The organism is Pseudomaricurvus sp. ABR4_320, from assembly GCF_056159445.1.
The window spans coordinates 353,686-377,104 of record NZ_JBSWVF010000001.1 but is presented as its reverse complement, the minus strand read 5'-3'; the positions used below and the strand labels follow the sequence as shown (position 1 = coordinate 377,104).

The window sequence follows — 23,419 nt, the reverse complement described above, 5'->3', positions numbered from 1 at the left end:
TAGAGCGGTTTTTATTTCAGCTACCGTAAGCTCACGAATTCGTCAGTTTGTGATGCTCATTGAAATTCCCTCCCGTGTTGGCATAAAACAGTTTGTTTCGAGAGTACCAGGCGATTGCGAAGGCGATGATTGCCAAGAGGATTAATCCGCTCAGCATGCCGTGGTACCCATAAGAGTCCAGTAAGATACCGGAGAGTATGAGCACAAGGGTCCGCGCTGTGACAAATAGGCTGGATTGAATGCCGTAATCTAGGGCTCTGCGGTTGTGGCGTGCGTGGTTCATCATTAATCCAAACAACAGTCCCGCTGATGCGCCCATTGCAATCGCAATTAGCATGGCTGCGGTGATCAACACTGGATTTCCAAGCTCGTACATGACACTCAGTAGTAAGAAGGTTATGGCAAGCAGGTTACCCAAAGCGAAACTGCAGAGCGCCTGAGCGCTACCCAATTTTCGGATGATGGTATCCGCTAAGGCTCCGGCCAGCGCGGCAACCAACCCGCCCATAACGCCGATCGTCCAGGCGATTTGTGATGCTTGCAGTCCTTGGTCGAGTAGCAGGGGTTTTAGATAAACCCAGGCGGCACCGATGGCGGGAAAATAAACGATTAATAGCAGGCCCCAGTACCGATATTCTGCGGTGCGAAAGTAATCGATCCAGTCTCGAAATCCCACGCTGGAAGCGGTTGTAGGCTGTCTGCTGACAGCCAGCGGACTGCTTGCGCCCATGTCTGGGTCTGAAGGCTTTCGCATGCCTGGCAATAGCAAAAGACTGAGCAGTAGCGCGATGGCCAAACCGATAAAAGGGGCAGACCATCCAAAATGTGCGTTCAGAACCAGCATTAGTCCACCGCCGACGATCGCGGCCAGTGATGTCGCCATGGAACGAATCACTCCGGCTCGAATACGTTCGGAAGGCGGCAGTATTTGAATCGCCAACGCATTCAAGGGCACATCCGCCCAAGTACCCAGCAGGCTTGCCAACATCGCCAGAATAAACAATCTCGAAAAACTTGATGATTCTAGATCGTTGACACTCAGCAGACTCAACACCAACGCGAAACCACTCACGAGAACAATCATCCAGTGTCGATAGCTGGCGTTCTTTTCGCGCCCCAAATGCCATCGATCGACGGGTGTTGCCAGGATAAATTTAAGCATGGCAGGTAGGCCAGCTAACTGTAGCAGGCCAATCTCGGTGCCCGACCACTGGTGTTGTCTTAGAATTAACGGTAGCCCTACGAAGAGATAGATTACTGGCGCTGTGATGATCAGATTGAGCCAGCCAATCAACAATTGTTGGGGCCACCAACTGTGTGATTTCATGGGTGCTGCCCCCAGTGTAACCATACCGGAGCCATGGGGAAGTCCACCCGTCCCAGTGCACGTTGGTCAGTAAACCCCGCCTTGGTTAGCATGCGCGGAATGTCGCCTGAATGTGCGAGAAAACCGCCACGAAGACGAATAGCGCTGTAATAGGGCAGCACCCACGCTGCGATTTCAGCATCGTCTGGGCATTCCGCATGTGCCAAAAGTAGAGCGCCTCCGGGGTTTAAAGCCTCGAACAGACGCTCCAGTAATGTCTGAGGTTGCTGGATAAAGTGCAGGACCGAAGAGCACCAAATAAAATCGTAACCGGCACCGAATGCCTCCCTATTCAAATCACAGCCCAGGCTTGATAACCGTGTGGACAACTCGGCGACTTCGATGTTTTCAGCTGCTACTGCGGCCGTTTCCTTTTGGTCACAGATGACACCTGTCCATCTTGGCAGCTGACGGGCTATGGCGATGCCTACATGGCCGGGGCCGCCACCGAGATCTAAAAAATGACCTCGTTCTGACAAAGCTGGCAGGCGTTTAAACATTTCGAGAACAGCGGGCACAGTGATTGCCCGCTGTTCCTGGCTAATTTGCTCGCGAGCAGCCTGGGCCCAGCTTCCCTGTGTGGCATTGGTTGAAGGCGCACTAAAGCCAGATTTAAGATAATCCGGCCAATGATCCGCAAAGCTTGCCAGCACACGCTGCCGATAGCGCCACGCCATAGAGCAATCTGCCGTTGTAAGGTCGGTAAACAAGGTTAATGCGTTGGGAGATGTTCGATAACTTGCGACGCCAGCAGATTCCTCGAGGGATTCGCGAACCAGCAATCCCATACTCCAGAGAAGTTCCAGCCAGACGTCTGTAGCCAGCGGATGAAGTTGCAATCGTGCTGCAATTTGCTCAGCAGATGATGACTCCTGCTGTAACAGTGAAAAAAGCCCGTTTTCTAATGCCTGTAGTAGCGCTTGAGTTTGCACGGGTGCTGCTGCAAGGTCCCAAAATACTTGTAATGCATGGGGCGTTTTAAAATTCATCGTCATTCCTCAAAAGTGCCAGTCGACGCGTACGCCGAGTTCTCGCGGTGGGCTGTAAACCGTTACATACCCATTCTGATAGCCCACAGCATCGTAGGTTGTGTCGGCAAGGTTGCTGCCGTAAACAGACAAATCCCAAGTATTGTTGCGCCAACCCACGTTGAGATTTAATAAGGTGTAGCCATCGCGCTGATACTGATTGGCGGCGTCCAGGTATACGTTGCTGGTACCCACCAGATTGGCTTGAGCGTACCAGCGATTGCTGGATTCATAGCGCAAACCAAGATGCCCGGTTACTTCTGGGGAAAATGGGTTAGAGTTGCCGTAGTAATCACTACTTCCATCGATAAGCTGATCGAAGGTGGTACGATTTAGAGCAATGCCTGCCTGTAGTCGCCAGTTGGAATGCAAGAGAAAATCGATGTCCATCTCAATGCCTTTAGATGTTGCTGTTGCTGCGCTCGTAATATACATAACCCCTGGACTCGGCATTTGCATCACCTGCATATCGTCTATATCCATCCAGTAGGCTGCCAATGAGTAGCGCACACGATGATTGAAAAACATGCCCTTTGCGCCGGTTTCAAAAGACCAGTTTGTTTCTGGATCATATCCAGCGAAATTGCTCGATGCGGACAAGACATTGAAACCTCCTGTGCGAATGCCGCGACTGATGCTGGCATAGACCTGATGGTCCGGCATCAATTGATATTGCAGAGCAACTTTTGGCGATACATGAGTCCAGTCTTGTGATTGAGCAGAGGTGACCTCGGGTTTGATATCCACGCTGTTGTTTTCGATACGGGCCCCGAGCGACAGCGTCCAGTCGGTTGTTAGTGGTAAGCGCCAGTGAGTGAATAACGCCAGTGTTTGGCTCTCTTGGTTGACGCGGTTATCCTCCATCGTAAGCAGGCTTTTGCTGATGTTATGGAGATCATTGTCGCTGGCATCGCCGTAGAGTCCGATTTGCCACTCGGCTTCTTTCCATTCGCCAGCAAATCGAATTTCCTGGGAAATCGTGCGCAGTCTATGATCACGCGCAATCCAAAGGCTGTCGAAGGAGGTAAAGTCTGTATCCTGTTGAATCTCGTCTTTGACGTCACTTAGGGCGGTCACTGACTTCAGGCGAATTCCTGAAGTCAGTGTGTGAGAGACATTGAGAGATAGAGACTGGCCCTCCGACCGATTCCAGCTTTCTGTTCCAGACGCAACCTGCGCTCGTGGTGCACTGGGAGATCCCCAAAGAGTGGCGCCGTCGTCGTAATCTTGTTGTTGATAGCGCAGTACGATGTCAGTCGCAGTACCCGGCGTCCAGCGCAGACCCGCTTTCCAATAGTTTGATTCTCGATCGTCCTCTGTGTTTCCCGTCGTCGTGTTATCGATAAAGCCGTCCTGTTTTCTCCAGGATCCCGCGACACTTGCGTAAAGCTTATCGTCAACAAGCGGTTGGCTGTGCGTAAAACTCAAACTGCGTTTGTTGCGGTTCCCGGCTTGTGCTGAAAAGAGTGAGCGCCTGCTGTTGTCCATCGGCAACGTGTGAATGGCAATCACACCGGCTTCCGCATTGCGGCCATAGAGAGTGGACTGTGGCCCTCGCAACACCTCAATCCGATCGATATCCAACAGAGCATCTTCAAAACCCTGTGCGGTCAACGTGGGTACGCCATCCACCTGCAGCAACGTGGACGTGGAGAAGGTATTAAAATTCGCAGTAAGTCCACGCATGACCGGAGAATTAAGTCCCGCTTGCCCAAAGGGTTGAAAGGACAGTCCTGGTATGCGGGCTTCCAGTTTGGCTACACCGGTGATTCCCTCGTGTTCGAGTTCCTCGCCCTGTAACACGACCACGCTAACGGGTACGGACTGCAGTGTTTGCTCAGTCTTTTCAGCCGTAACGGTTACCTGTGGTAATTCCTGTCGTGACTGAGCGTTTTTTTGAATGACGGCCGCGGCAGATGCCAGTGACGATGTCGTGATGGCGGGTAATAGCAATAGCGTTACTCGTCTGAATAGCACAAAACGATGCTTCATAAAGGGTCCTGAGACAGCAAACAATTTAAGGCGTCGGAGGCGATCACTATACCGATCAATCGATAATCGTTATCATTTGATGTTTAGGCGTTCCGGATTAATGCTTATTCATTTCGGAGTGTTGCCATAAAACGTATGCTGGCGAGGTATGTCATATGAAACACCTGCTTACGGACGCGGACAGCTCTCCGCCGCAAACGCTGGGATCTGGACCCTGGCGCCGCTCACAGCTGGTGCCGGATATCGGATCGTGTTTTACCGATTTTCTACACATTGATACTGGGTTGACTCTCGTCTACACCGACTATTGTCCCAATATTGATTTGCAACATCGCAGTGTCCAGGAGCGTGATCATCGGGTGTTAACCTTGTCGGTCGGGCTTGAAGGCTGCTCAAATACGCTTGGCGTGGATCGCCAGCAGTTTAATTTCTGTTCCGGTTTTGCCACGGTGACAAGCTTTGCCAGTGTCTGTGGCGAAAGGCACTTTACCGGCGGAGAGACGACTCGACAGTTGCGTTTGATCGTCGACGAAGCACTCGTTTACAAGTATCAATTGGACCCGCTGCTGGCCAACACGACCAACGATAAATCGGCTCGACACATCTTTTACGGTAGGTATAACCCAGCCATTCAGCGCCTAGCCAATAACTTAGTGCGACTCCATGATCGGGCAGGGGGCATTCTTGAAGCCCAGGTGGCGGCGTTAAGTTTGTTGATGGAGCAGGTAAGGCCTCTGCTACCAAACGCCAAGTCCGGTAGGGTATTGATGTCTACAGATCAGGACAAGTGTTTGCAAGCAAGAACGATTCTGCTTGAAAACTACGATCAACCTCTAACCGTTGGTTATTTGTGTGCGGCGGTAGGTACCAACGAGTTTACATTGAAAGAGGGCTTTCGCCGTTATTTCGGCACCAGCCCACATCGCTTGCTGACAGAAATTCGTATGCAGAAAGCCTGGCAACTTCTCGAAGAAGGGCAGCAGGCTTCCTGCGTCGGTTACCGAGTTGGCTATCAGCATCCATCAAGCTTTAGTTCGGCTTTTCGCAAGTACTATGGTCAAACGCCTATGTCAGTTACAAAAACAGGCCGTGAATAGTGCGGCTTCTTTTTTGTGAATTTACATTTCAAAATTGATTTAAAACTCCATGGTATAACTCAGATGAAGAGTTCTTTTCATGCCTAAACTACGATAAAGATAGCTGTCGCCGGTGACATCGTTATTGGCTGAGCCTATATCCGTTGCATATTTGACGTCTGCGATATTTTCCAGTCGTAAGACGATTTTGTGATTTTCACCGCTTCCCAGAAAATAATATCCCGCTAGGTCAGCGACGACATAGCTGTCTCTGGTTTCACGGTCATTAATTTCGCCGACGTAGGTTGCGCTGAAGTTGATACCCCAGGGAAGAGCTGAATCCCTATAATCTGTGAAAAACTTCGCTTCGTGTTCAGGGATGTCGTTAATTTGATCACCGCTACCATTGAAGCGCGCACGAGTGTAGGTATAGCTGAGGCTATTGGTCAGGAAATCGTTCAGTTGCCAGTTCGTCTGTAACTCAACTCCTTTGATATTGACTTCATCTTCGCTGTTTTCAAAAGTCTCGCCAGTGACACCATTGATAATAATTGGGACGTATGAACTGATGTAGTTGGTAACGTCTCGCTTGAATCCAGTTAATTCAAATTGAAATCTATCAAAATTGGCGCCGACGGAAAGATTCAAATTTTTACTTTCTTCGGCTTCTAGTTCGGAGTTGCCTATGGTAAATCCATCGCTATCCGGGGTGCCGTCATTATTAAGGTCATCATATTCAATTAAAAACAATGCCTCCGCATCTGGTAGTCGAAATGAAGTCCCAACATTTCCCTGTACATACCAAACATTGCTGAGCGTATGCTTGCCAGTCAGATTCCAGACTGTTGAGTTTTTACTGTCGGAAGGGCGGTTGTTACGAACACCCAGAGCAAACAAGGAGTGAGTAAAGAGTTGGTCGCTCGTGCGAATTTGACCAAATACTGCATTGACCGTTTCCTCTTGATCGGCAATGCGCCATACGTCGTCTTCTGCGGAATAGTTCTGTTGATCAAATCCAAGCACATACTCAAACAGCTCACCGTGGCGAAATTCTGCCATGGCGTTGAAGCCGTAGTCCTCATAGCCCCAGTAGGTGTTGTCATTGATGGTAGTGATGCCACCAGTTAGCGCGCCGTTGTCGTCAAGCTCGTTGTACAAACGCGTGTAGTCGGTGTCCCAGGTGTGGCGGTAGCCTTTCACGTAGAGCTGAATTTGTTCAGTCAATTCCGTATCCAGCTTGATCGTGGCTATGGTCTCCTCGCGGGCATTTTTGGTTTTATGATTAAGGTTCGGGCGAGCATAATCCAGGTCTGCATCGGTGTGTTGGTATTGGGCGGATAGTCTTGTGCTATCAGAAATGTTCCAACTGTACTTTATTCCTGCGGTGCGTACATCGTAGCCACGATCTCTATCGGTCGCGCTCGGCTGAAAAGCGCCTTTATCGAAAGGTGTATATCCATCGGCATCGTCTTTTGAGCCAAAAATAACAAATTGATGGTCTCCCTTAGCACCGCTAGCGTAGGCATTCAGATTGTAGCCATCATTACTGTTTACCCCTGCTCCTATAGCGCCTGTGGTTTCATTGGTGAAGTTTTTTGTGACAATATTGACCACACCGCTGACCGATTGGGTACCGTAGAATATACCTTGACCACCTTTGAGAACTTCCACACGCTCAACCATGTGTGCGGGAATCGTGTCCAGAGGGCTGGTACCATTATAAAGTCGGTTGGTTATGCGCACGCCATCGACCAACCAGAGGATATCCTGGCTTCTGGCCCCTTGCAGGGATGCGGAAAAGTAATCAAAGGGCCCATTCTTAGGGGAAATATGCAGACCCGGAACCATTGTCTTTAGAGCATCAGTCACATCGACAAAATTGCGCTCGAGCATGACTTCGTCAGAAATCACGGTTACCTGATTGCCGTATTCTTGTAGAGTTAGAGGAGTTGACTCCTCCAGATATTGTCCCGTAACGATAAGCTCTTCCAAAGTCTCCGAGTCTTGGGCATATACCCAGGAGGTCAAGAAAGCAAGGGGAATATAGGGTAAAATACGCATAGTGACACACTCCTGTCGAATATCTTAAAAGGGCGTGTCTTCGAAAAATGGGTGCAGCAAAGCGCGACGCGTAGACATGTTAACCGAGTAGTCAAGCGTCTTCGTCGAGTCGTGCTGGCGTCCTGAATCGCGAAGACGAGAGCCATGTACACTGGCAGGTCTTCGGACTCTGGGGCATTGTAAACACAGTTACTGGCCTTAACCAACAGCTTCCCGCTTGCTATAGCAGTGCCTTGCCTTTCGGCGTGTTGGTTTTGTTCCCCATTACCGCTGCGCGTCAGTCCCGGATTTTCACCGGATTCCCTTTTCAGGCAGTCGTAGGTAAAAAACATGCGACTGCACCACCAGCAATGGCAAGGTTAGCCATCCGGCCATGGCTTGTCCAGAGTCGATAGCGACCACAGCATCATGGTGGTAGTTTAATAGACTGAGTAGCTGTTGTTACTGGTAGCTGTAACTCACCGTCAGTTTGCCTGCAAACGGTGCTCCGGCATAGTTGCCTCGGGCAATGTTGCCGTAGGATAGCGCATCCAGATAGCGTTCGTCGGTCAAGTTCGTGAGGTTTAATTGTGCTCGCCAAGGGCCTGCTCCATAGCCGACGGCAGCATTGAGAATTGTGTGTGTATCTATCTCATAACCTGCAGTCTCGCGCTTGCCGACATGTTCATAGCCAATACTGGCATCCCAATCGTCGGTGATTTGATAGGTTATAAATGCTGAGGATGTCATTTCCGCCGCATTGGGCAGCGGGGCGCCGTATTCGTCTTCGGTATCCATATAGGCTACGCTGAAAATCAGGCTCATTTGATCGGTAATCTGACCAGAGAGGTCTGCTTCCACACCCTTTGAGTTTTGCTTTCCTGCATTTATGGACGCCAATGGGAAATTGGGATCGGTAATTGCGACGTTGGTCTTATCGATATCAAAGTAAGCGGCGGTGTAAGTCAGGCTCTCATCTAACAATTTGCCTTTGATACCGACTTCATAACCTTCTCCGGTTTCGGGTTCGAGTAGGTTGCCGGTAGCATCATAGGCGGACTGTGGAATAAACGATTCGGAGTAGCTGGCATAGATTTGCAATGAAGGGTTAATCGTGTAACGAACTCCTCCCTGATAGACTGTGGAATAGTATGCGCTCTCAGTCATATCGTTGTCATCATAGCGAATACCGAAGCTAAACAGTAGGCTGTCGGTTAAATCTATGTTGTCCTGAAAGAATATCCCGATTCGCTCACCGACCGTTTCCCAGCCAGGAAAGGCTGGAATATCCTCCCTTGCTGGTGGATTGACGGAATAATCAGGATCTAGCCAATTCAAATAATTGTCTTGAGCTCCGCTGGGGTCATATAGGGTTCCACCTTGTTGATCGGTGTCTCGCCAGTCGATCCCAAAAGTAAAACGGTTGCGGATATTGGCAACGGACACATCACCAAATAAGTTGAATTGTAGAGCAGTTTCGTCGGTGGATTGGCTTTGAACGGCTGGCGCTCGGCGCAGAAGCTGCGTGGTTTCATCAAAGGATACTGGTAACCAGAGTTCACTGTATTCGTACTCGGTTTCAAACTGTCTAGCACGCAATTCAACGGTAAAATCTGAGTTGATAGCATGCTGAAGGTCCAATCCAGACATATAAAAATGTCGTTCGATTCGATCTCCGGGATCGCTGGTGACTTGTTCGTCAGGCGCTGAAGTAAGGCTGCCATTTGAGGAGATTATGGTACCGAAGTCTGCTTGAGCATCATCATTGACATATTCGCCGATGTAGGTGAGTACCGTATCTTCAGTGATTTGCCAGCGTATGGAAGGAGCAAAAGACCACTTTTCATTACTGTCGTCGAAATCGCGCCAGCCGTCGTCTTCTTCATAAAGACCCACCAAGCGTACGGCGACATTGTCATAGGCTCGGTTGATATCAAATCTCGGGCTGAAAGACGGGTTACTGCCCAGTTCCATCCCCAGGACTGTTGAATCTTCTTGTTGGGGGCGCTTGGTGACCAAGTTAATGATGCCCCCTGGATTGGCTTCTCCATAAATAATAGAGTCAGGACCTTTCAAGGCTTCTACACGTTCGAAATTCCAGACCTCTGATTCTGGCGCGCCAAACATCTCAATACGGAAACCATCCCGCAAAATCGGCGTGGTATCAAACCCTCGCATGGCGAAGGAGGTTTCACGTCCGTCACCGGAGCCGGAATAGACGACACCAGAACTCAGGGGAAGTAGATCATCAAGTCCCTTTGGGTTTATTCGGTCGATGAGATCAGCTCTAAAGATCTGAATTGACCTTGCTTGCTCATCGGCACTTAGCGCATTTCTGCCAACCGAGGACAGTCCTGAATCTTGCGTACCATGAACGATAACTTCCTCCAGTTTTTCGTTGACTTGCGCAAGTCCAATACAGGGCGTTGTTGCCATACCAGCGAGTGCTGCTATGGCGGTGTAGGGTGTTGAAAGTCGTTGTTTCATTCTTAATCCGTCTTTAGAGTTGTTATGTAAATCTCAAAAATACTATTTATCGTCACCCAGGTTTTTATTCCACTAACGCTTTTGGGTGAGCAACAAAAGGAAAAAGACATACGTAATCAAAAAGCCGATAAACAAATAGGGATAAACGGGTGATAGCTCATACAGCAAACTGCCAATTAACGGTCCGGAGATGACTCCGAGTCCCTGCATGGCACTGATGGTGCCCGCGGCGACGCCTTGCTCATGAGATTCGACAGAATTTGCCGCCCACGCAGACACTGATGGGTATACCCAACCCATACCTGCGGCAGCGACGCCATAGCTCATCCAGATTCCTAGCCGCGATTCCACAAAGGCTGCCGCTGTAAAGCCGAGTGCGGCAATAATGGCTCCGATCTTGATTACGAAAACGGGTGATGCTTGAATTTTGGTTAATAGGCCTTGGGATAGAACGAGAGCAATACCCACGACCGCCAATGCGATGCCTGAGGTCTGGGCGGCGAGGGCGGGTTCAAGACCCAGTTTATCAAGAGCAAAAAAACCGACCGTAATTTGGGCAACCGCAACACTCAATGCCGAGATAAACGCCACCAGATTAGGTTGTCGGAGTCTGACATCATGCACATGCACAACGGGCTTTTTTCCCGGCGTTAATTCTGGGCTGGGTGGTAAACCAAAATGAATGACGACAAGTGCAATGACCGGTAAGACAGCAATGAGGTATAGCGGCGCCACTAAGCTGTAGGTTGATAACACGCCGGCGAGCCCTGGTCCAAACACCATACCCGCACCTCCGGCTGCGCCAAGTGCTGCCATAAACGCTCCCCTGCGGTCGGGCTCGACATTGTCAGCAATATAGGCTGCTGAGGCCGGGGGGATGGCGGCGTAAAAAAGTCCCATCAATCCCCTCCCTAAAAATAAGCCGAGAAACGCCAGCCACAATAGCACGTTGTGCTTCAGTGCGTAGTCTATAAACAGGCACAGTAGAAAATAGCTGATGGAAAACCCGACAAGTCCCATCATCATTACAGGGCGCCGGCCTCGGCGATCGCTCATCTGTCCCCACCAACGCGCAAATGCAATCCAAGCGATTCCGCCTCCAGTGACAGCTAAGCCGACCTGCCACGCCATCAGATTGAGGCTGCGAGCAATCGGACCAATGAGTGCGACAAAGGCCATCATGGCCATGGTGCAGGCAAAGGTTTGGAACAAAAGAGGGAATACGGTAAAGCGTTCACTGCCGGCATTGGCAACGGCTTCTGTCTGATCCATGTTTGCGCTACATCCTTTTTGAATGGTGGCTGTCTGTCTGCGGTACTGACGACTATCGACTGAAATAAATGAACACACGGTGTGGTAAATCGTCTGCAGCGCGAAAACTGCATCGAGTCTACTTGGATGAACTTACGGCGTGTTTTTTACACCGTGCTCCCACAGCAATGTACTCATAGAAAGAGGAACTTGAACAAACAGAAAGTTCTTGCAAAACCTTTGTTTTTGGCATCGTTCGGGATAAAAGAGTCGGTTGTGTCTCTGTCTATTGTTTGACGGTACTGATTGGCACCGAGACTGACAGTTTGCGTTCAATACACTGAATCTGTCGTTCTTTCTCTTCTTCATGGTCAACTGAAAATTGTGACCAGTGTTGACGTATTAACGCTTCCCAGGAGGAAGAGATTTCATAAAAAGAGCGGTTTGCCGCGACGCGCAATGATTCCGAGGATGGTGAAAAATCCAGAATGTCGGTAATAAAATCGATGGCGCAGGCGTATTGGTGAAAAGCTTTTTCATAGTCGCCGAGAGCCGTGTAGGTGTCTGCCAGGTGATGGTAGCTCTCGCCTACTAGGGGAAAGGCCCGTTCAAGATCAGCGTCCACCGACATCTCCTTGAAGGCATCGTGTGCGAGGGTCAGCGCCTGTCGATGATATTCAATGGATTGGAAGAAAAGTCCGCCCTGAGATTTCCTGACGGCTTCATCTGTATGTTGGTGCCACTGCTCACAGATGGGCAACTCTTTCATGGTATCCCCGTTGTGTTGGCCAAGGTAAGGGTTGTCGATGGGGTCTAGTGTCTCACCTGTAAAACCGCTTGTAAATAGTAATGGTTCTCATTTATAGTTCTGCGACAGTGCTGGTGACAGCGTTTTAAACGAATGCTGTCGCCTCATGAAAGCGGCGGCTTTGTAAGCCAGAAAACAAAGCGTTTGTGGAGTTTTTATGAGCGGCTTAGATTCTGCGAAAGATGTTGATGATGGCGTAGACCCTGATGCAACACTGTGGCATTGGCATCAAACCATGCAGTTGGCGAGGTCCCAGGTTAGAAAACGACGATTTTTATTTGCTGCCTGTGACTATAGAGTCGCCTTAAGGTTGTCGGATGCATTGCTGGGTAAGCCACAGCAACCCCCAGTGGTGGCATCGAATTTTATTTTGACCTGTGTTGAATTTGCGTTTTGTCTAAATCGCTGCCAAGACGACACACTCTGGTTGGAGCCCTATGCTCACCGGCGTCTTGAAGAAAGTGCGCCGCGTTCCTTAACCCACCCAAAAGTTCGGGCACTGTTAGAGGCGTTAACGCGTTTAGTAAAAGCACCGGACGTGGCGCCGCTTAGATAGATTCTTTCAGCGGATTCGTGTCAACGACATTTGCTGGATGTGCCTTTGAGTTTCGGCGGATTTGGGACGGCGAATGACCAAATTGGCGTTTGAAGAGGTAAGCAAAGTGACTTTGATTCGCATAGCCTATCTGATGCGAAATATCGGCTATGGATGCTTCACTGGTTTCAAGAATCTCTTTGGCTTTGTCCAGGCGCGCTTGCTGTAAATAGTGATACACCGGTAGGCCAAATGTCTGTTTAAATCCGCTTTTCAATTTCTTTTCACTCAAGCCGACACGCTTGGATAATTCGCAAACCGTCCAAGGATGTGCCATATCCGCAAGCAGTAACTGTTGCGCATTGTTCAACAGGCGCCTCTGTTTGGCGTCGGGTAAATTCAGCTCAAGATGTTGCACTCGTTCAAGCTGGTTAAATACCGTAGTGAGAATTTCAAGTACTCTGCTTTCAATGACGAGATCATTGGGCTGGTTGGAATGAACTTGCTCTACAAGGCAATTAGCAGCCGTCAGTAATGGTTGGGTGGCACTCTGAAAACCAATCCACGTCTCATGGGAAGAACTCAAATGCCAGGGGTGGTGTTTGGTTAATGTTGTAAATTGGGGCGCTCCGCTGAGTCGATTGAACAGCTTGAAACTCAATCGGATATCAATGCCTTTTAAGTGGGTATTCGCGGGCAAATGCATGGTTTCATGCATGGCCTCATACATCACACAAACGTAGGTGGTGGATGCCCAATAGGCAATGTTGGCCTTACTGATATCTTTGTTGTGAATCATTGCCAACCCGCCACCGTTAATCATGATGTTGATCGACACACAAGGATCGGTCCCGGCTTTGATTTCCTGGGGTTGTTTGGTCGTGATGTCATAGACCGATAGATCAAACCCCTCACGGAGGTGTAAGCGGCTCACCTGCCCGCTGTAAGTGTCGGAAGGTTGCAGATAGTGGTTAATGTTCATGCCGACGGCATCGGGGAGGGGGGCTAGCCCGTTCTGGGCGATATTGCGATCTTTGATCATGATACCTCTCGATCTGCATCATTAGTCGATAATAAGAATTATTACAAATTGGCCCGGATCCCGTCCATATTGAACCGGAATGCGGTGGTCGATAACAGCAAGAACGTTCACCCTGACGGCCTTGCAGTTGTTGAAGGGTAGAGACACGATGTTTCCTGTTATTCGTGCCCAGGCGCCGACCTTTGTGCTCTGTGTGGGGCTTGGCGTGGGGTTTACTTCTGGGGTCAGCGCTCAGCCTCAGTTTGAGGAGGTTATAGTCGTTGGGCCAAAGCGCGCGGTGTCCAGCTTTGACTATGACGGGTTAATTGGCGTCATAAACAGCGAGACCTTGGCTCAACAGCAGGTCGAGTCCATTGACGACCTGGGGCGCAGTGTTTCTGGATTGGTATTTCGGTCAAGGGGTAACCGAGCGTACGACAATATCACTTTGCGTGGGCAATCTTCGGTCGATTTCTACGAACCCAAGGTACAGGTTTATATCGATGGCTTTGTTCAGGATCAGGCGACCTTTGGCAATTTGTTGCCAGACCATATTGATCAGGTTGAAGTTCTCTACGGTCCTCAGGGAAGTCTCTATGGACGCGGCATTATCGGAGGGGTTATCGATGTTGTAACCTTGTCGCCAGCGGCCTCTCCGGGCGTGCAGGTGGCGACCGGTCAGAGCAATGTGTTGGAAGAATATAAAATATCCCTCAGCAGTGCTGATATTCAGGGTTGGTCGGCGGATATTGGCGGGGTCTGGCGAGATAAAGAAGGTGAGTATAAAGCGTCCACCAACGGAGGTGAACTTGGCGATCGTACGGATAAAAATTACCGTGCGCGTCTACACTATGATTCCGTCGATTCCCCATGGACGCTGAACCTCCAAGTGGCGGGGAGCCATGTTGATTCAAGCGAAGAACAGTATGTTCTTCAACAGCAATTGGATGAGCGCGTCGCCTTCCCGGTTCAAAACGACTACCAACTGTCGTCTGACTTTTACAGTCTTCGCGTTGACTATGACCTTGAGGCATGGACGTTATCATCGCTGACCTCCTATCAGGATCGTGAGCTTGACCGAGTGGTTTTTGGTGCCGCCAGCCCCGAAGATCAGGCAACCTGGACGCAGGAACTGCGGCTGTCGTCGCCTGCTGATGACGATTCGTCGCTGCATTACACGGCCGGCATCTATTACGAAAATATCGACTTTAGCTATCTGCGCCCAGACTATGCTATGGCGTCCTATCAGGATATCGAGTCCATAGCATTGTTTGGGGAAGTATCCTGGCAGATGAGCCAGGCGCTTACGGCTACCTTGGGTTTGCGTGTTGAAGAGAGAGATGTCGAGGCAACAGGAACCTACGGAAGTCTCACGCTTTCAGGTGAAGATGACTTTGCGGCCACCTCACCCAAGCTGGCGCTGGGTTACCAGCTTTCTGAAACTACCCGCTTTTATGGCGTCTATAGCACCGGCTATAAGGCCGGGGGATTTACCCGTTTGGCGACACCGTGGATTGCTAGTTTCAGCTATGAACCGGAAGAGGTCGACAATTTTGAGGTCGGCATCAAGCAAGGCTTTATGCAAGGTCGTGGCCAGTGGTCCTTAGCCGCCTACTGGATGCGCAATCATGATTTCCAGCTTTATGTTGGCGAGTCGCCCAATCAATATTTACAAAATGTGGGTGACGCAGAATCCAAAGGCATCGATATCAATCTGAATTGGTCCATTGATGACTCTTGGACTCTGGCGTTGGGATACGCGTGGAATGATGCTGAGTTTACGGAATACGACAACCCGCTAACGCCCGGTGTAGATTTGAGTGGCAACACGCTGCCATATGCCCCAGAGCATTCGGCAAATGCATCTATTAGCTACCGTCTACCTCTGCCGGACAACTGGGGCAGTATTACCGCTGGGCTACAGGCAAATTACACGGGTGATATCTACTTTGATGAGAGCAACAGTTTTGGTGAAGACGCGCTAACGCTTTACAACATGACCGTGGATTGGCAGATGGCTGAACATTACGGCGTTCAAGTCTATGGTACCAATCTTAGCGACGAGGATTATATTGTGTATGGATTTGAGTACACCGGGGTCGGGTCGTTATACCAATTAGGTCAGGGTCGGGAAGTCGGTATTCGGCTTAGTGCGGAGTTCTGATTCATGTCTACGCAAGCTCTGCGTCGCTGGTTGGCGATTCACTCTTGGTCGAGTCTGATCTCAACACTGATTTTACTCGTGTTGTTTCTCAGTGGTTTGCCATTAATATTTAAAAGCGAATTAGAGAATTGGTTGGGGTACGGACAGGGTGGTACGGAAATAGAAACCAACGCTGACAAGGAGTCAACAGTCGTTAGCCTCGAAACATTGAAGCACGCGGCGGGCGCGGCCTATCCAGATAAATCTGTACACTATTACGTTTGGGAAGACGACCTCCCCAATCGTGTCATTCTTAATCTGGGAGATTCTCCGACGTCCCATTTCAGTGACAATTTTAATATTGTCCTTGATGAAAATACTGGCGACTTGGCACAAACAACACCTTCGCCACTGGAATTTTTCGTGAATTTGCATGCAACCTTAACCTTAGGCCCTTTAGGCTATACCTTATTGGGTGTGTTTGCCTTGTTGCTTCTGATTGCCTTGATCAGTGGCGTGTATGTCTATGCACCACACATGCGACGTCGCGATTTCGGTGATGTTCGTAAAACGTCGTCGCGTGCCCGTTGGCTGGATCTTCACAATCTGTTGGGCATGGTAACTTTGGGGTGGGTGCTGGTGGTGGGTGGCACAGGCATGATTAATAGTTGGGGAGAATATGTCTTGATGGCTTGGCGCTCAGGCCAGATAGCGACCACCATCGCTGACTATCATGGACAGACACCACCGGCACCGGCGGAGCAAGTGTCTCTGGATCGTGTATGGCAGGCGGCGCAAACGTCGGTAACGGATAAGCAGCGCTACTACATTGCCGCGCCAGGCTCTTTTATGTCGACACCCTACCATTTCACCGTGTTCTTTAAAGGAAACACACCTCGTACACAATTTCTGTTACAGCCTGTGCTGGTAGATGCCCGCACTGGCGGCGTCACTGCAGCGCCGTTACCACCGCTCTACATTCGTGCGCTCTTTTTGTGTCAGCCGTTACATTTTGGCAATTACGGCGGGTTACCGTTAAAAATACTCTGGGCTGTTTTTGATGTATTGACGATTTTTGTATTGGTAAGCGGTATTTACTTGTGGATTGTTCGCCGGCGCATGGCGACGTCAAAGCTAAGAGGTTTGAAAGATGCCCCCGCGTTATAGCAAAAAAAGTGTCTATTGGATGCCATTCATATTGTGTCTGTTGTCGATAGCAGGGCTGATTTCAGCACTATTGGGCAATGGTATCTGGGATTTAGTATCCTGGACCCTGCTAACACTCGTCGTATTCTCTGGCATCTATTTTCCATTTACAAAATCGCTAGCGCATCGCTAGAACTTGGCGTCTACAGTTGTGATTTAAGAGATTTGTGATGACACAAAGAGCCGAAAGAATGAGCGAAAAAATTTCTCCAGATCTACAAGGCATACCGGAAACCATGCTGTGGACATTGCATAATCGTGCCAGTAGTGTTTTGAGTGGTCATTCCTTGCTGCAAGATGATGATGCCGTACGAATTTATCAATCCATTGATTACGACTATGAGCAAACCTTTGGTAAAGCCGATGGTTCTCATGCGCTTCGTTCCAAGCTGTTTGATAACGCGCTGAAGCCTTGGCTGGAGCAGCATCCTAAGGGTCAGGTGGTAGAGCTCGCTTGTGGGCTTGAAACCCAGTTTCAGCGTTGTGATAACGGACAGGTAAACTGGTTGTGCGTCGATGTTCCTGAGGCGATCGCCATTCGTCAGCGTTTCCTGCCAGAGACCGAGCGTTGTCGCCACTTTGCCTGCAACGTCCTGGATACGCGCTGGCTGCAGGAGGTTGCCACAGATAAAAATATCTTTATTTCGGCTCAGGGTTTGTTGATGTATTTTGAAGCGCAGCAGGTGCAAGCGCTCTTGTCTGAGATGGATCAGAGGCTTAGAAATACGACCTTTATGTTTGACGTAATTCCTCCTATGTTTTCAAAAAAAACGATGCAGGGCTATTGGAAAACGCCGCACTATAAGGCGCCCCCCATGCCGTGGGGCATTGCTTGCACAGATATTTTGCCAAGGTTACAAGACTGGATGCCCAGTGCTCGCAGGATTGAACGGGTGCCCTATGGAATTACTCGAAACGGACTTGCTTTGGTCATCGGCGTTTTATCACGAATACCCGGCTTGCGTAATTTTCTGCCTTACATTGTCAAGGTCACCTTAGACTGAGTTAACAGGAATGGCGAAGCTGCCATTCCTGCGACGCGCTGAGTATTTTAAGCTCAGCTTGGTGCTCAGTATTTCACACTACAGCCATAAGGTGATGTCTGCTTTGTCGTGACATTCTTACCCGCATCCATTTCTGCAACTGCAACCCTTACATAATTATTCGCGCCTTCCAGGCTGGAGGGCCGCGCGGATGGCTGATCGTCAATGGCGCCCATGTACATGAGTTCGCCAGTCTCATTAATGATGTACATATGAGGGGTGGTTTTGGCGCCGTAAAGGCGACCTACATCACCGGCGGGATCGAGCAGTACTGCGGAAGGATGGGCATCCCTTTCCGCCGTTAGTTGATTGGCTTTGCCGCCGTCAACGTGGCCTTGGGAGCCCGGCTTCGAAGAAATAATCGACAGCCAAACGACGCCCTCGTCGGTCATGTCTTTTTGCAGTGCCTGCATATTGCCAGAATTATAATGTTTTTGAACATAGGGGCAGCCATCGTTGGTCCATTCCAAAATGACGGTTTTCCCCTGGTATTGACTTAGCGAGTGCGCCTCGCCATTGCTGTCCGGTAGGGAGAAATCCGGTGCCGGAGCACCGACCTCTACGGCGGCCAGTGCCGTTATCGAGAAACTTGCGGACAGCAGTAGGGCAGAGAGAGTGGTACGCCAGTGTCGGTTAAGAGTTTTCGTGGTTTCTATTTCATCAGTGCGGTTGGTAACTGATGCTGCTTTGGATGTGCGCATAAGTTTCTCCTGTGGGTGCGAGCGAGGCGGATGAGTCGGGTAGTGTCTGTAAACGTTCGATCATAAAGTTTTCAGTTAACAGCTGAGGTAAAATTTCCGGCTCCTGAGCGCCAGGTGAGTACCATAAATAGAGGGGAACACCGCTACGTCCAAAGCCGGCGATAATCTTGGCTATGTCGCTGTCTCTGCGAGTCCAATCGGCTTTAAGCAGGGTGATGTTCTTTTGGCGATAAAGATCTTCCACAGTATCTGTACTGAGGGCGACCAGTTCGTTGGCTTTACATGTGATGCACCAGTCTGCGGTGAAATTTACCAGTACGGCACCGGTTGCACGTGCGTTGTTCAGAGCTTCTGGTGTAAAGGTGTGCCATTGGTTTTGATTCGAAGACGTTGTTAACGTGGTCTGATCTTGGGCTGTAGATGGTTTGGGAATCCAGATGATGGCAAGTGCCAGGGGTAGGATGCCGATCGTCATCGCAGCGATTCGCCAGCCGCGCTGAGTGTTTTTATGGCTCCAGAGTAGCCATGCGATCGCCAGGGCACTGCCGGTGGTTAATAGAACAGCATTGGCGCCAATCTGTTGGGCGAGAACCCATGTCAGCCAAATCGCGGTGGCGTACATCGGAAAAGCGAGAACTTCTCGCAATTTTTGCATCCAGACTCCGGGCTTAGGGAGGTAATTAAGCCATAGCGGAAATAGGCACAGAAGGAAAAACGGCAGTGCCATGCCGATCCCTAACAAAACAAAGACAGACAGAGCGATGGGTGTGGGTTGTATCAGCGCGTAACCTAAAGCAATACCCATAAACGGTGCGCTGCAGGGGCTGGCTGCGACAGCGGCTAGAAGACCGGTAAAAAAAGAACCTTTAGCGCCGCCGTGTTCGGTGAGTTGACTGCCAACGCCCATCCAGCGGCTACCGATTTCGATAGCGCCGGAAAAACTTAATCCGATGACAAAAAATAAGAGTGCAAGCACAAGTATCAGGGCGGAGTTTTGCAGGTGGAAGCCCCATCCTGTGGCAATGCCGGCGCTTTTTAACGCAATCAGAATGACGCCTAAGAGAGCAATGCCGAGGACGACACCTCCGCTGTAGAGCAGTCCATGACGGATTGCTGTGGCTCTAAGCGAGGTTGTGTGCTGTCGGCCCAGTGTCGCCAAAGATAACACTTTGATAGAGAGCACCGGAAAGACGCAAGGCATCAGATTTAGAATCGCGCCACCGGCCAGCGCCATAATAGCGACGACCCAGAACGGCATGGCAGGTATGTGTTGTGGAGCTGTCGACGTTTGTGGGGCCAAATTCGATGGTGCCGTGGCGTTAGCTTCTGCAGCAATGTGAAAACTCGATGTCAGGATATTGCCGCCAGGAAGTTTTTCCTTCAGGACAATTAAGCCTGGAATTTTCGCCGTGTTGTCGAGTGCTGCCAGTCCAAAACTGGCAGGTATTGTTACCGTCAACTGTTCTCCCTCATAGGAGAATGCCTGTGTTGCGGCGTTAACGATCAGGTCTTTGTGTTCGGGAAAAAACGTCGCCTGCACCAGATTGCCCTGGGCAGGGAGCTCTAAAGAGAGCGTCAAGGTATCACTCGAGTGCTGAAAGGTTGCCGCCCAAGGGTAAGTTTTGGGTAGCTGCATCTCGGCCTGGTGAAGTCTGTCATACCAGTCACTGGGAGATGATGTGTTGGCTGTGTTGAGCGATAACGAAAAATCGCCGTCTTCAGGAATACATTCTTCTTCGCAGACCAGCCAGTAGGCTGACAGGTTTAAGTCAATCTTCGTGCCGACCTCTAGCGTGGGTGGTGCTCGAATCTGGGCCAGTAAGAAGACTTCATCGCTATAGCCAAAGTTGACCAGAGGTCCAACGGGAATGCGTTCGGGGGGTGGCCAGTGAATGTCGCTAACCTGCCAGCCTTCTGGCAGGTCCCAGGATAATTCGGTGGGTTCACCCGAGTCACCGGGGTTTTTCCAATAGGTGTGCCAGTGGGGGCGAATTTCCTGCCGCAAGGCAACCCAAAAGGTTTCTCCAGGCGATATGGTGTGATATTCACTGACGAGGGTGGCGCGAAGGTTATCTGTCTGTACAGGACGGCTGGCTCCGCCGGAAGACTCCGTCTGATTGCCTGCTGTCGGCAATCCGTTTGGCTCGGCGAATGTTGTACTGGCCAAAAATATCAGCAGTGTTAGCAGCATGCCGCGATGAGCGATACGTCGAGAATTCATGGTGAGTCGGTCCACTCAATGAATTGTTTCAATGGCTTTAGCTGATCGTTCGACCGGTGGACAAACCTCGCACCCGGTTTTTCATGCAATCTGCAAAAGCTATCGTCGTCTTTTCGTATGAATTCATGATGAACACCGTGTATTCCCTTGCATTGAGATTGCTCACGGTTTCTTTTCGACACGGCAACCCATAGTCGCACGATGTCGGCGGCTCGCTAAAGATCAATATCGAAAAATGCCACTGACTGTCACGTGATTTTGTTATAAGAGCGATGTACTGGAAACAGAGCGGTTAGAAGAAACGTTAGTATTTTTGTTTCTCTCGAATGGATACGCTGTCGTTGTTTTTATTGCGACGTGTAAGACGTGAATTTTAACCACTCTGATGTCAGAGAGGTGAATCCTTGATGCGAGAGGATTGGTTTGACGTCGGACGACGACGCCCGAATAAAAGGCGTCGTCGTGGGCAAATAGATTAGTTGCCGGCTTTGAGTTGTTCCCAGTACTTGCTGTAGATCTGCAGCATGTCATCGCCAACGTCTTCCTGGAACTCCGAAAAGGTCAGGTCTTTTGCGTTAGGGTAGGAGGTACGATCGTTAGCGATATCCGCATCAAGCTGTTCGCGAGCAACTTTATTGGGTGTTGCATAGCCGATCTCCGTGCTGATCAACGCGGAGATTTCCGGGCGCATCACAAAACTCATAAACTGATAAGCCGCGTCGACATTCTTGGCGTTTTTGGGAATGACAAAGCTATCCAGCCAGACAATGACGCCTTCCTTGGGATAGACGTAATTGAGCGCCGGCATCTCTTCGCGCCCCATAACCGCTTCGCCATTCCAAATCATGCCAACACTGGTTTCACCTTCCAGGTAAGGCATTCTGGGCGCGTCAGAGTTAAAGGTCCTGACCGATGGCATCAGCTCTTTGAGTTTGTTATAGGCGGCTTCGATTTCTGCGGGGTCGGTGCTGTTGCCCGAAAAGCCCAGCACTCGTAAGCCGACGTGAAAGACCTCTCGCATATCATTGGTCAGCATGACTTTACCTTTAAACTCTGGCTTCCAGAGATCTGCCCAGGCTGTGACTTCACCTTCAGAAATGGTGTCTGCGTTGTAGGCGAGTCCGGTTGTGCCCCAAAGATACGGGACAGAATAGGCGTTGTCGGGATCGAAAGGACGATTAATCAGCTCGGGATCCATATTATCGAACCCTTCGAGCTTGGTCTGGTCGATGGCGGCGAGTAGCCCTTCGTTGCGCATTTTATTTACGTAATAGGTCGATGGTACCGCCAGATCATACTGGCTGCTGTCATCCAGGAGCTTGAGGCGGGCGTACATGGCTTCGTTGCTGTCGTAGGTGGTGTAATTGACACGAATGCCCGTTTCTTCCTGAAACTGATCAAGCACTTCCTGAGGCATATACTCGGACCAGTTGTATAGATTTAAGACCTGGGTTTCGTTGCTGCCGCAGCCGGATAAAACGGCGGTTAAGAGTAGTGCGCCAAGTGTCTTGAAGCGAAGGGTCATAGGTGTTTCCTTGTGAGAAGCCATTGTGAAAGCAGTAACATAATCAGAGATGCCATAAGCAAGAGTGTCCCCAGGGCATTGACCTCGGGCTTTAAGCCTATGCGAACCATCGAATAGATACGTAGAGGAAGAATTTCGTAGCCGGGGCCACTGACGAAGGTGCTTACGACCACATCGTCCAGAGACAGAGTAAACCCAAGCAGCCAACCGGCAAGCACCGCAGGCATAATGGCGGGAATCAACACGGTGCGTGTCATGGTGAAATCACTGGCGCCGAGATCGCGCGCCGCCTCAGGCAATCGCTCATCAAAGCCACTCAGTCTTGCCATAACGGTGATCACGACAAATGGGAGGCAGAAGGTTACGTGGGCGAGCAGCAAGGAGACAAAACCCAACTGCAGGCCAATCAATAAAAACAGAGCCAACAGCGAGATAGCCAGAACGATATCCGGCGACATCATGACGACAAACAACATGCCGTTTAAAACCTTCTTGCCGCGAAAGCGATACCGATGCAGCGCCAGGGCAGTCAGGGTGCCGATGAGCGTCGACAAGGTTGCGGCCGCCAGTGCCAGCCCCAGAGAATTCCACAGAGCCGTCATCATGGCACGATTCGAAAAAAGCTGTTCGTACCAATGCAGGCTGAGACCTCCCCAGTTGTAGCCCGTTCTGGATTCATTAAACGAAAAGATCACCAGGACCAGGATAGGGATGTACAGCAGGACATAGATCAGGCCTAGGTAAAGGCGGGGAAGCCAGCGCATTACGTCGATTCCTTATGCGTAAACAAGAATATTAGCGCGGCTTATGGTCAAGATCTTACGTTGACTCGATGACGTAGTGCGGCCAGCAGGGACGCGAGCCCATTGGTTGAGGTAGGTCACCGTAAGCTGACGTAAAGTAGGCTGATCGTTGGTCATCGGCGTAGGACTCGGGCCGGTGGCTGATTTGGCGTAATCGCTTATTTTTCCAGAAA

General features: G+C 50.2%; 17 protein-coding genes and 1 riboswitch. Of the genes, 5 read left to right on the top strand and 12 right to left on the bottom strand.

The genetic code is table 11. From position 1 onward, the window contains the following. Positions 1-31: 31 nt before the first annotated feature. The 3 genes from ACXAFR_RS01570 to ACXAFR_RS01560 are packed head-to-tail and all read right to left on the bottom strand — an operon-like array spanning position 32 to position 4,386. Positions 32-1,327, bottom strand: a complete 1,296-nt coding sequence (locus tag ACXAFR_RS01570; RefSeq protein ID WP_475171169.1) for an MFS transporter — start codon at positions 1,325-1,327, stop codon at positions 32-34. Then, positions 1,324-2,355 (bottom strand): methyltransferase, encoded by a 1,032-nt coding sequence (locus tag ACXAFR_RS01565; protein ID WP_475171167.1) that lies wholly within the window; start codon positions 2,353-2,355, stop codon positions 1,324-1,326. Before ACXAFR_RS01565 ends, ACXAFR_RS01570 begins: the two co-directional genes overlap by 4 nt. A 9-nt stretch (positions 2,356-2,364) precedes the next feature. Then, positions 2,365-4,386: a TonB-dependent receptor gene (locus tag ACXAFR_RS01560; RefSeq protein ID WP_475171164.1), complete on the bottom strand. Its 2,022-nt coding sequence runs from the start codon at positions 4,384-4,386 to the stop codon at positions 2,365-2,367. A gap of 155 nt (positions 4,387-4,541) precedes the next feature. Here ACXAFR_RS01560 and ACXAFR_RS01555 point away from each other — a divergent pair, with 155 nt between their 5' ends. Beyond that, complete coding sequence (locus tag ACXAFR_RS01555) at positions 4,542-5,483, top strand: helix-turn-helix domain-containing protein (protein WP_475171162.1); 942 nt, start codon at positions 4,542-4,544, stop codon at positions 5,481-5,483. A gap of 39 nt (positions 5,484-5,522) precedes the next feature. On the opposite strand, the gene ACXAFR_RS01550 is transcribed toward ACXAFR_RS01555, so the two are convergent. From ACXAFR_RS01550 to ACXAFR_RS01535, 4 genes are all read right to left on the bottom strand, one after another. Then, positions 5,523-7,523 carry a TonB-dependent receptor plug domain-containing protein gene (locus ACXAFR_RS01550; protein WP_475171159.1) on the bottom strand — a complete coding sequence of 667 codons (2,001 nt, stop codon included), beginning with the start codon at positions 7,521-7,523 and terminating at the stop codon, positions 5,523-5,525. A 136-nt stretch (positions 7,524-7,659) separates the two neighbouring features. Further along, a riboswitch (cobalamin riboswitch) is annotated at positions 7,660-7,887 on the bottom strand. 77 nt (positions 7,888-7,964) lie between these two features. After that, complete coding sequence (locus ACXAFR_RS01545; RefSeq protein WP_475171156.1) at positions 7,965-9,989, bottom strand: TonB-dependent siderophore receptor; 2,025 nt, start codon at positions 9,987-9,989, stop codon at positions 7,965-7,967. Between the two features lie 72 nt (positions 9,990-10,061). Beyond that, positions 10,062-11,261 (bottom strand): MFS transporter, encoded by a 1,200-nt coding sequence (locus ACXAFR_RS01540; protein ID WP_475171153.1) that lies wholly within the window; start codon positions 11,259-11,261, stop codon positions 10,062-10,064. Positions 11,262-11,526: 265 nt separating this feature from the next. Then, positions 11,527-12,009 carry a tetratricopeptide repeat protein gene (locus ACXAFR_RS01535; protein ID WP_475171149.1) on the bottom strand — a complete coding sequence of 161 codons (483 nt, stop codon included), beginning with the start codon at positions 12,007-12,009 and terminating at the stop codon, positions 11,527-11,529. Between the two features lie 196 nt (positions 12,010-12,205). Between ACXAFR_RS01535 and ACXAFR_RS01530 the strand changes: the two genes are divergently transcribed. Continuing rightward, on the top strand, positions 12,206-12,604 hold the full coding sequence (locus tag ACXAFR_RS01530; protein WP_475171146.1) for a hypothetical protein: 399 nt from the start codon (positions 12,206-12,208) through the stop codon (positions 12,602-12,604). Here ACXAFR_RS01530 and ACXAFR_RS01525 read toward each other — a convergent pair. Continuing rightward, entirely contained in the window at positions 12,597-13,625 is a 1,029-nt protein-coding gene (locus tag ACXAFR_RS01525; protein ID WP_475171144.1) for a helix-turn-helix transcriptional regulator, read from the bottom strand. The genes ACXAFR_RS01530 and ACXAFR_RS01525 overlap by 8 nt on opposite strands. 148 nt (positions 13,626-13,773) lie before the next feature. On the opposite strand from ACXAFR_RS01525, the gene ACXAFR_RS01520 reads away from it, so the two are divergent. From ACXAFR_RS01520 to ACXAFR_RS01510, 3 genes are all read left to right on the top strand, one after another. Continuing rightward, a complete protein-coding gene (locus tag ACXAFR_RS01520) occupies positions 13,774-15,768 on the top strand; it encodes a TonB-dependent receptor (protein ID WP_475171141.1) in 1,995 nt (664 codons plus the stop codon). A gap of 3 nt (positions 15,769-15,771) precedes the next feature. Further along, positions 15,772-16,914, top strand: a complete 1,143-nt coding sequence (locus ACXAFR_RS01515; protein ID WP_475171140.1) for a PepSY-associated TM helix domain-containing protein — start codon at positions 15,772-15,774, stop codon at positions 16,912-16,914. 230 nt (positions 16,915-17,144) lie between these two features. Further along, complete coding sequence (locus ACXAFR_RS01510; protein WP_475171138.1) at positions 17,145-17,957, top strand: class I SAM-dependent methyltransferase; 813 nt, start codon at positions 17,145-17,147, stop codon at positions 17,955-17,957. A gap of 65 nt (positions 17,958-18,022) precedes the next feature. Here the strand turns inward: ACXAFR_RS01510 and ACXAFR_RS01505 are convergent, their stop codons facing one another. The 4 genes from ACXAFR_RS01505 to potC all read right to left on the bottom strand — a co-directional run bounded on the left by ACXAFR_RS01505 (position 18,023) and on the right by potC (position 23,207). Beyond that, complete coding sequence (locus ACXAFR_RS01505) at positions 18,023-18,697, bottom strand: thioredoxin family protein (RefSeq protein ID WP_475171134.1); 675 nt, start codon at positions 18,695-18,697, stop codon at positions 18,023-18,025. Then, complete coding sequence (locus tag ACXAFR_RS01500; protein WP_475171132.1) at positions 18,657-20,918, bottom strand: protein-disulfide reductase DsbD family protein; 2,262 nt, start codon at positions 20,916-20,918, stop codon at positions 18,657-18,659. Before ACXAFR_RS01500 ends, ACXAFR_RS01505 begins: the two co-directional genes overlap by 41 nt. 475 nt (positions 20,919-21,393) lie before the next feature. Next, positions 21,394-22,443, bottom strand: a complete 1,050-nt coding sequence (locus tag ACXAFR_RS01495) for an extracellular solute-binding protein (RefSeq protein WP_475171130.1) — start codon at positions 22,441-22,443, stop codon at positions 21,394-21,396. Next, positions 22,440-23,207, bottom strand: a complete 768-nt coding sequence (potC, locus tag ACXAFR_RS01490) for a spermidine/putrescine ABC transporter permease PotC (protein ID WP_475171127.1) — start codon at positions 23,205-23,207, stop codon at positions 22,440-22,442. Before potC ends, ACXAFR_RS01495 begins: the two co-directional genes overlap by 4 nt. Positions 23,208-23,419: the final 212 nt, after the last annotated feature.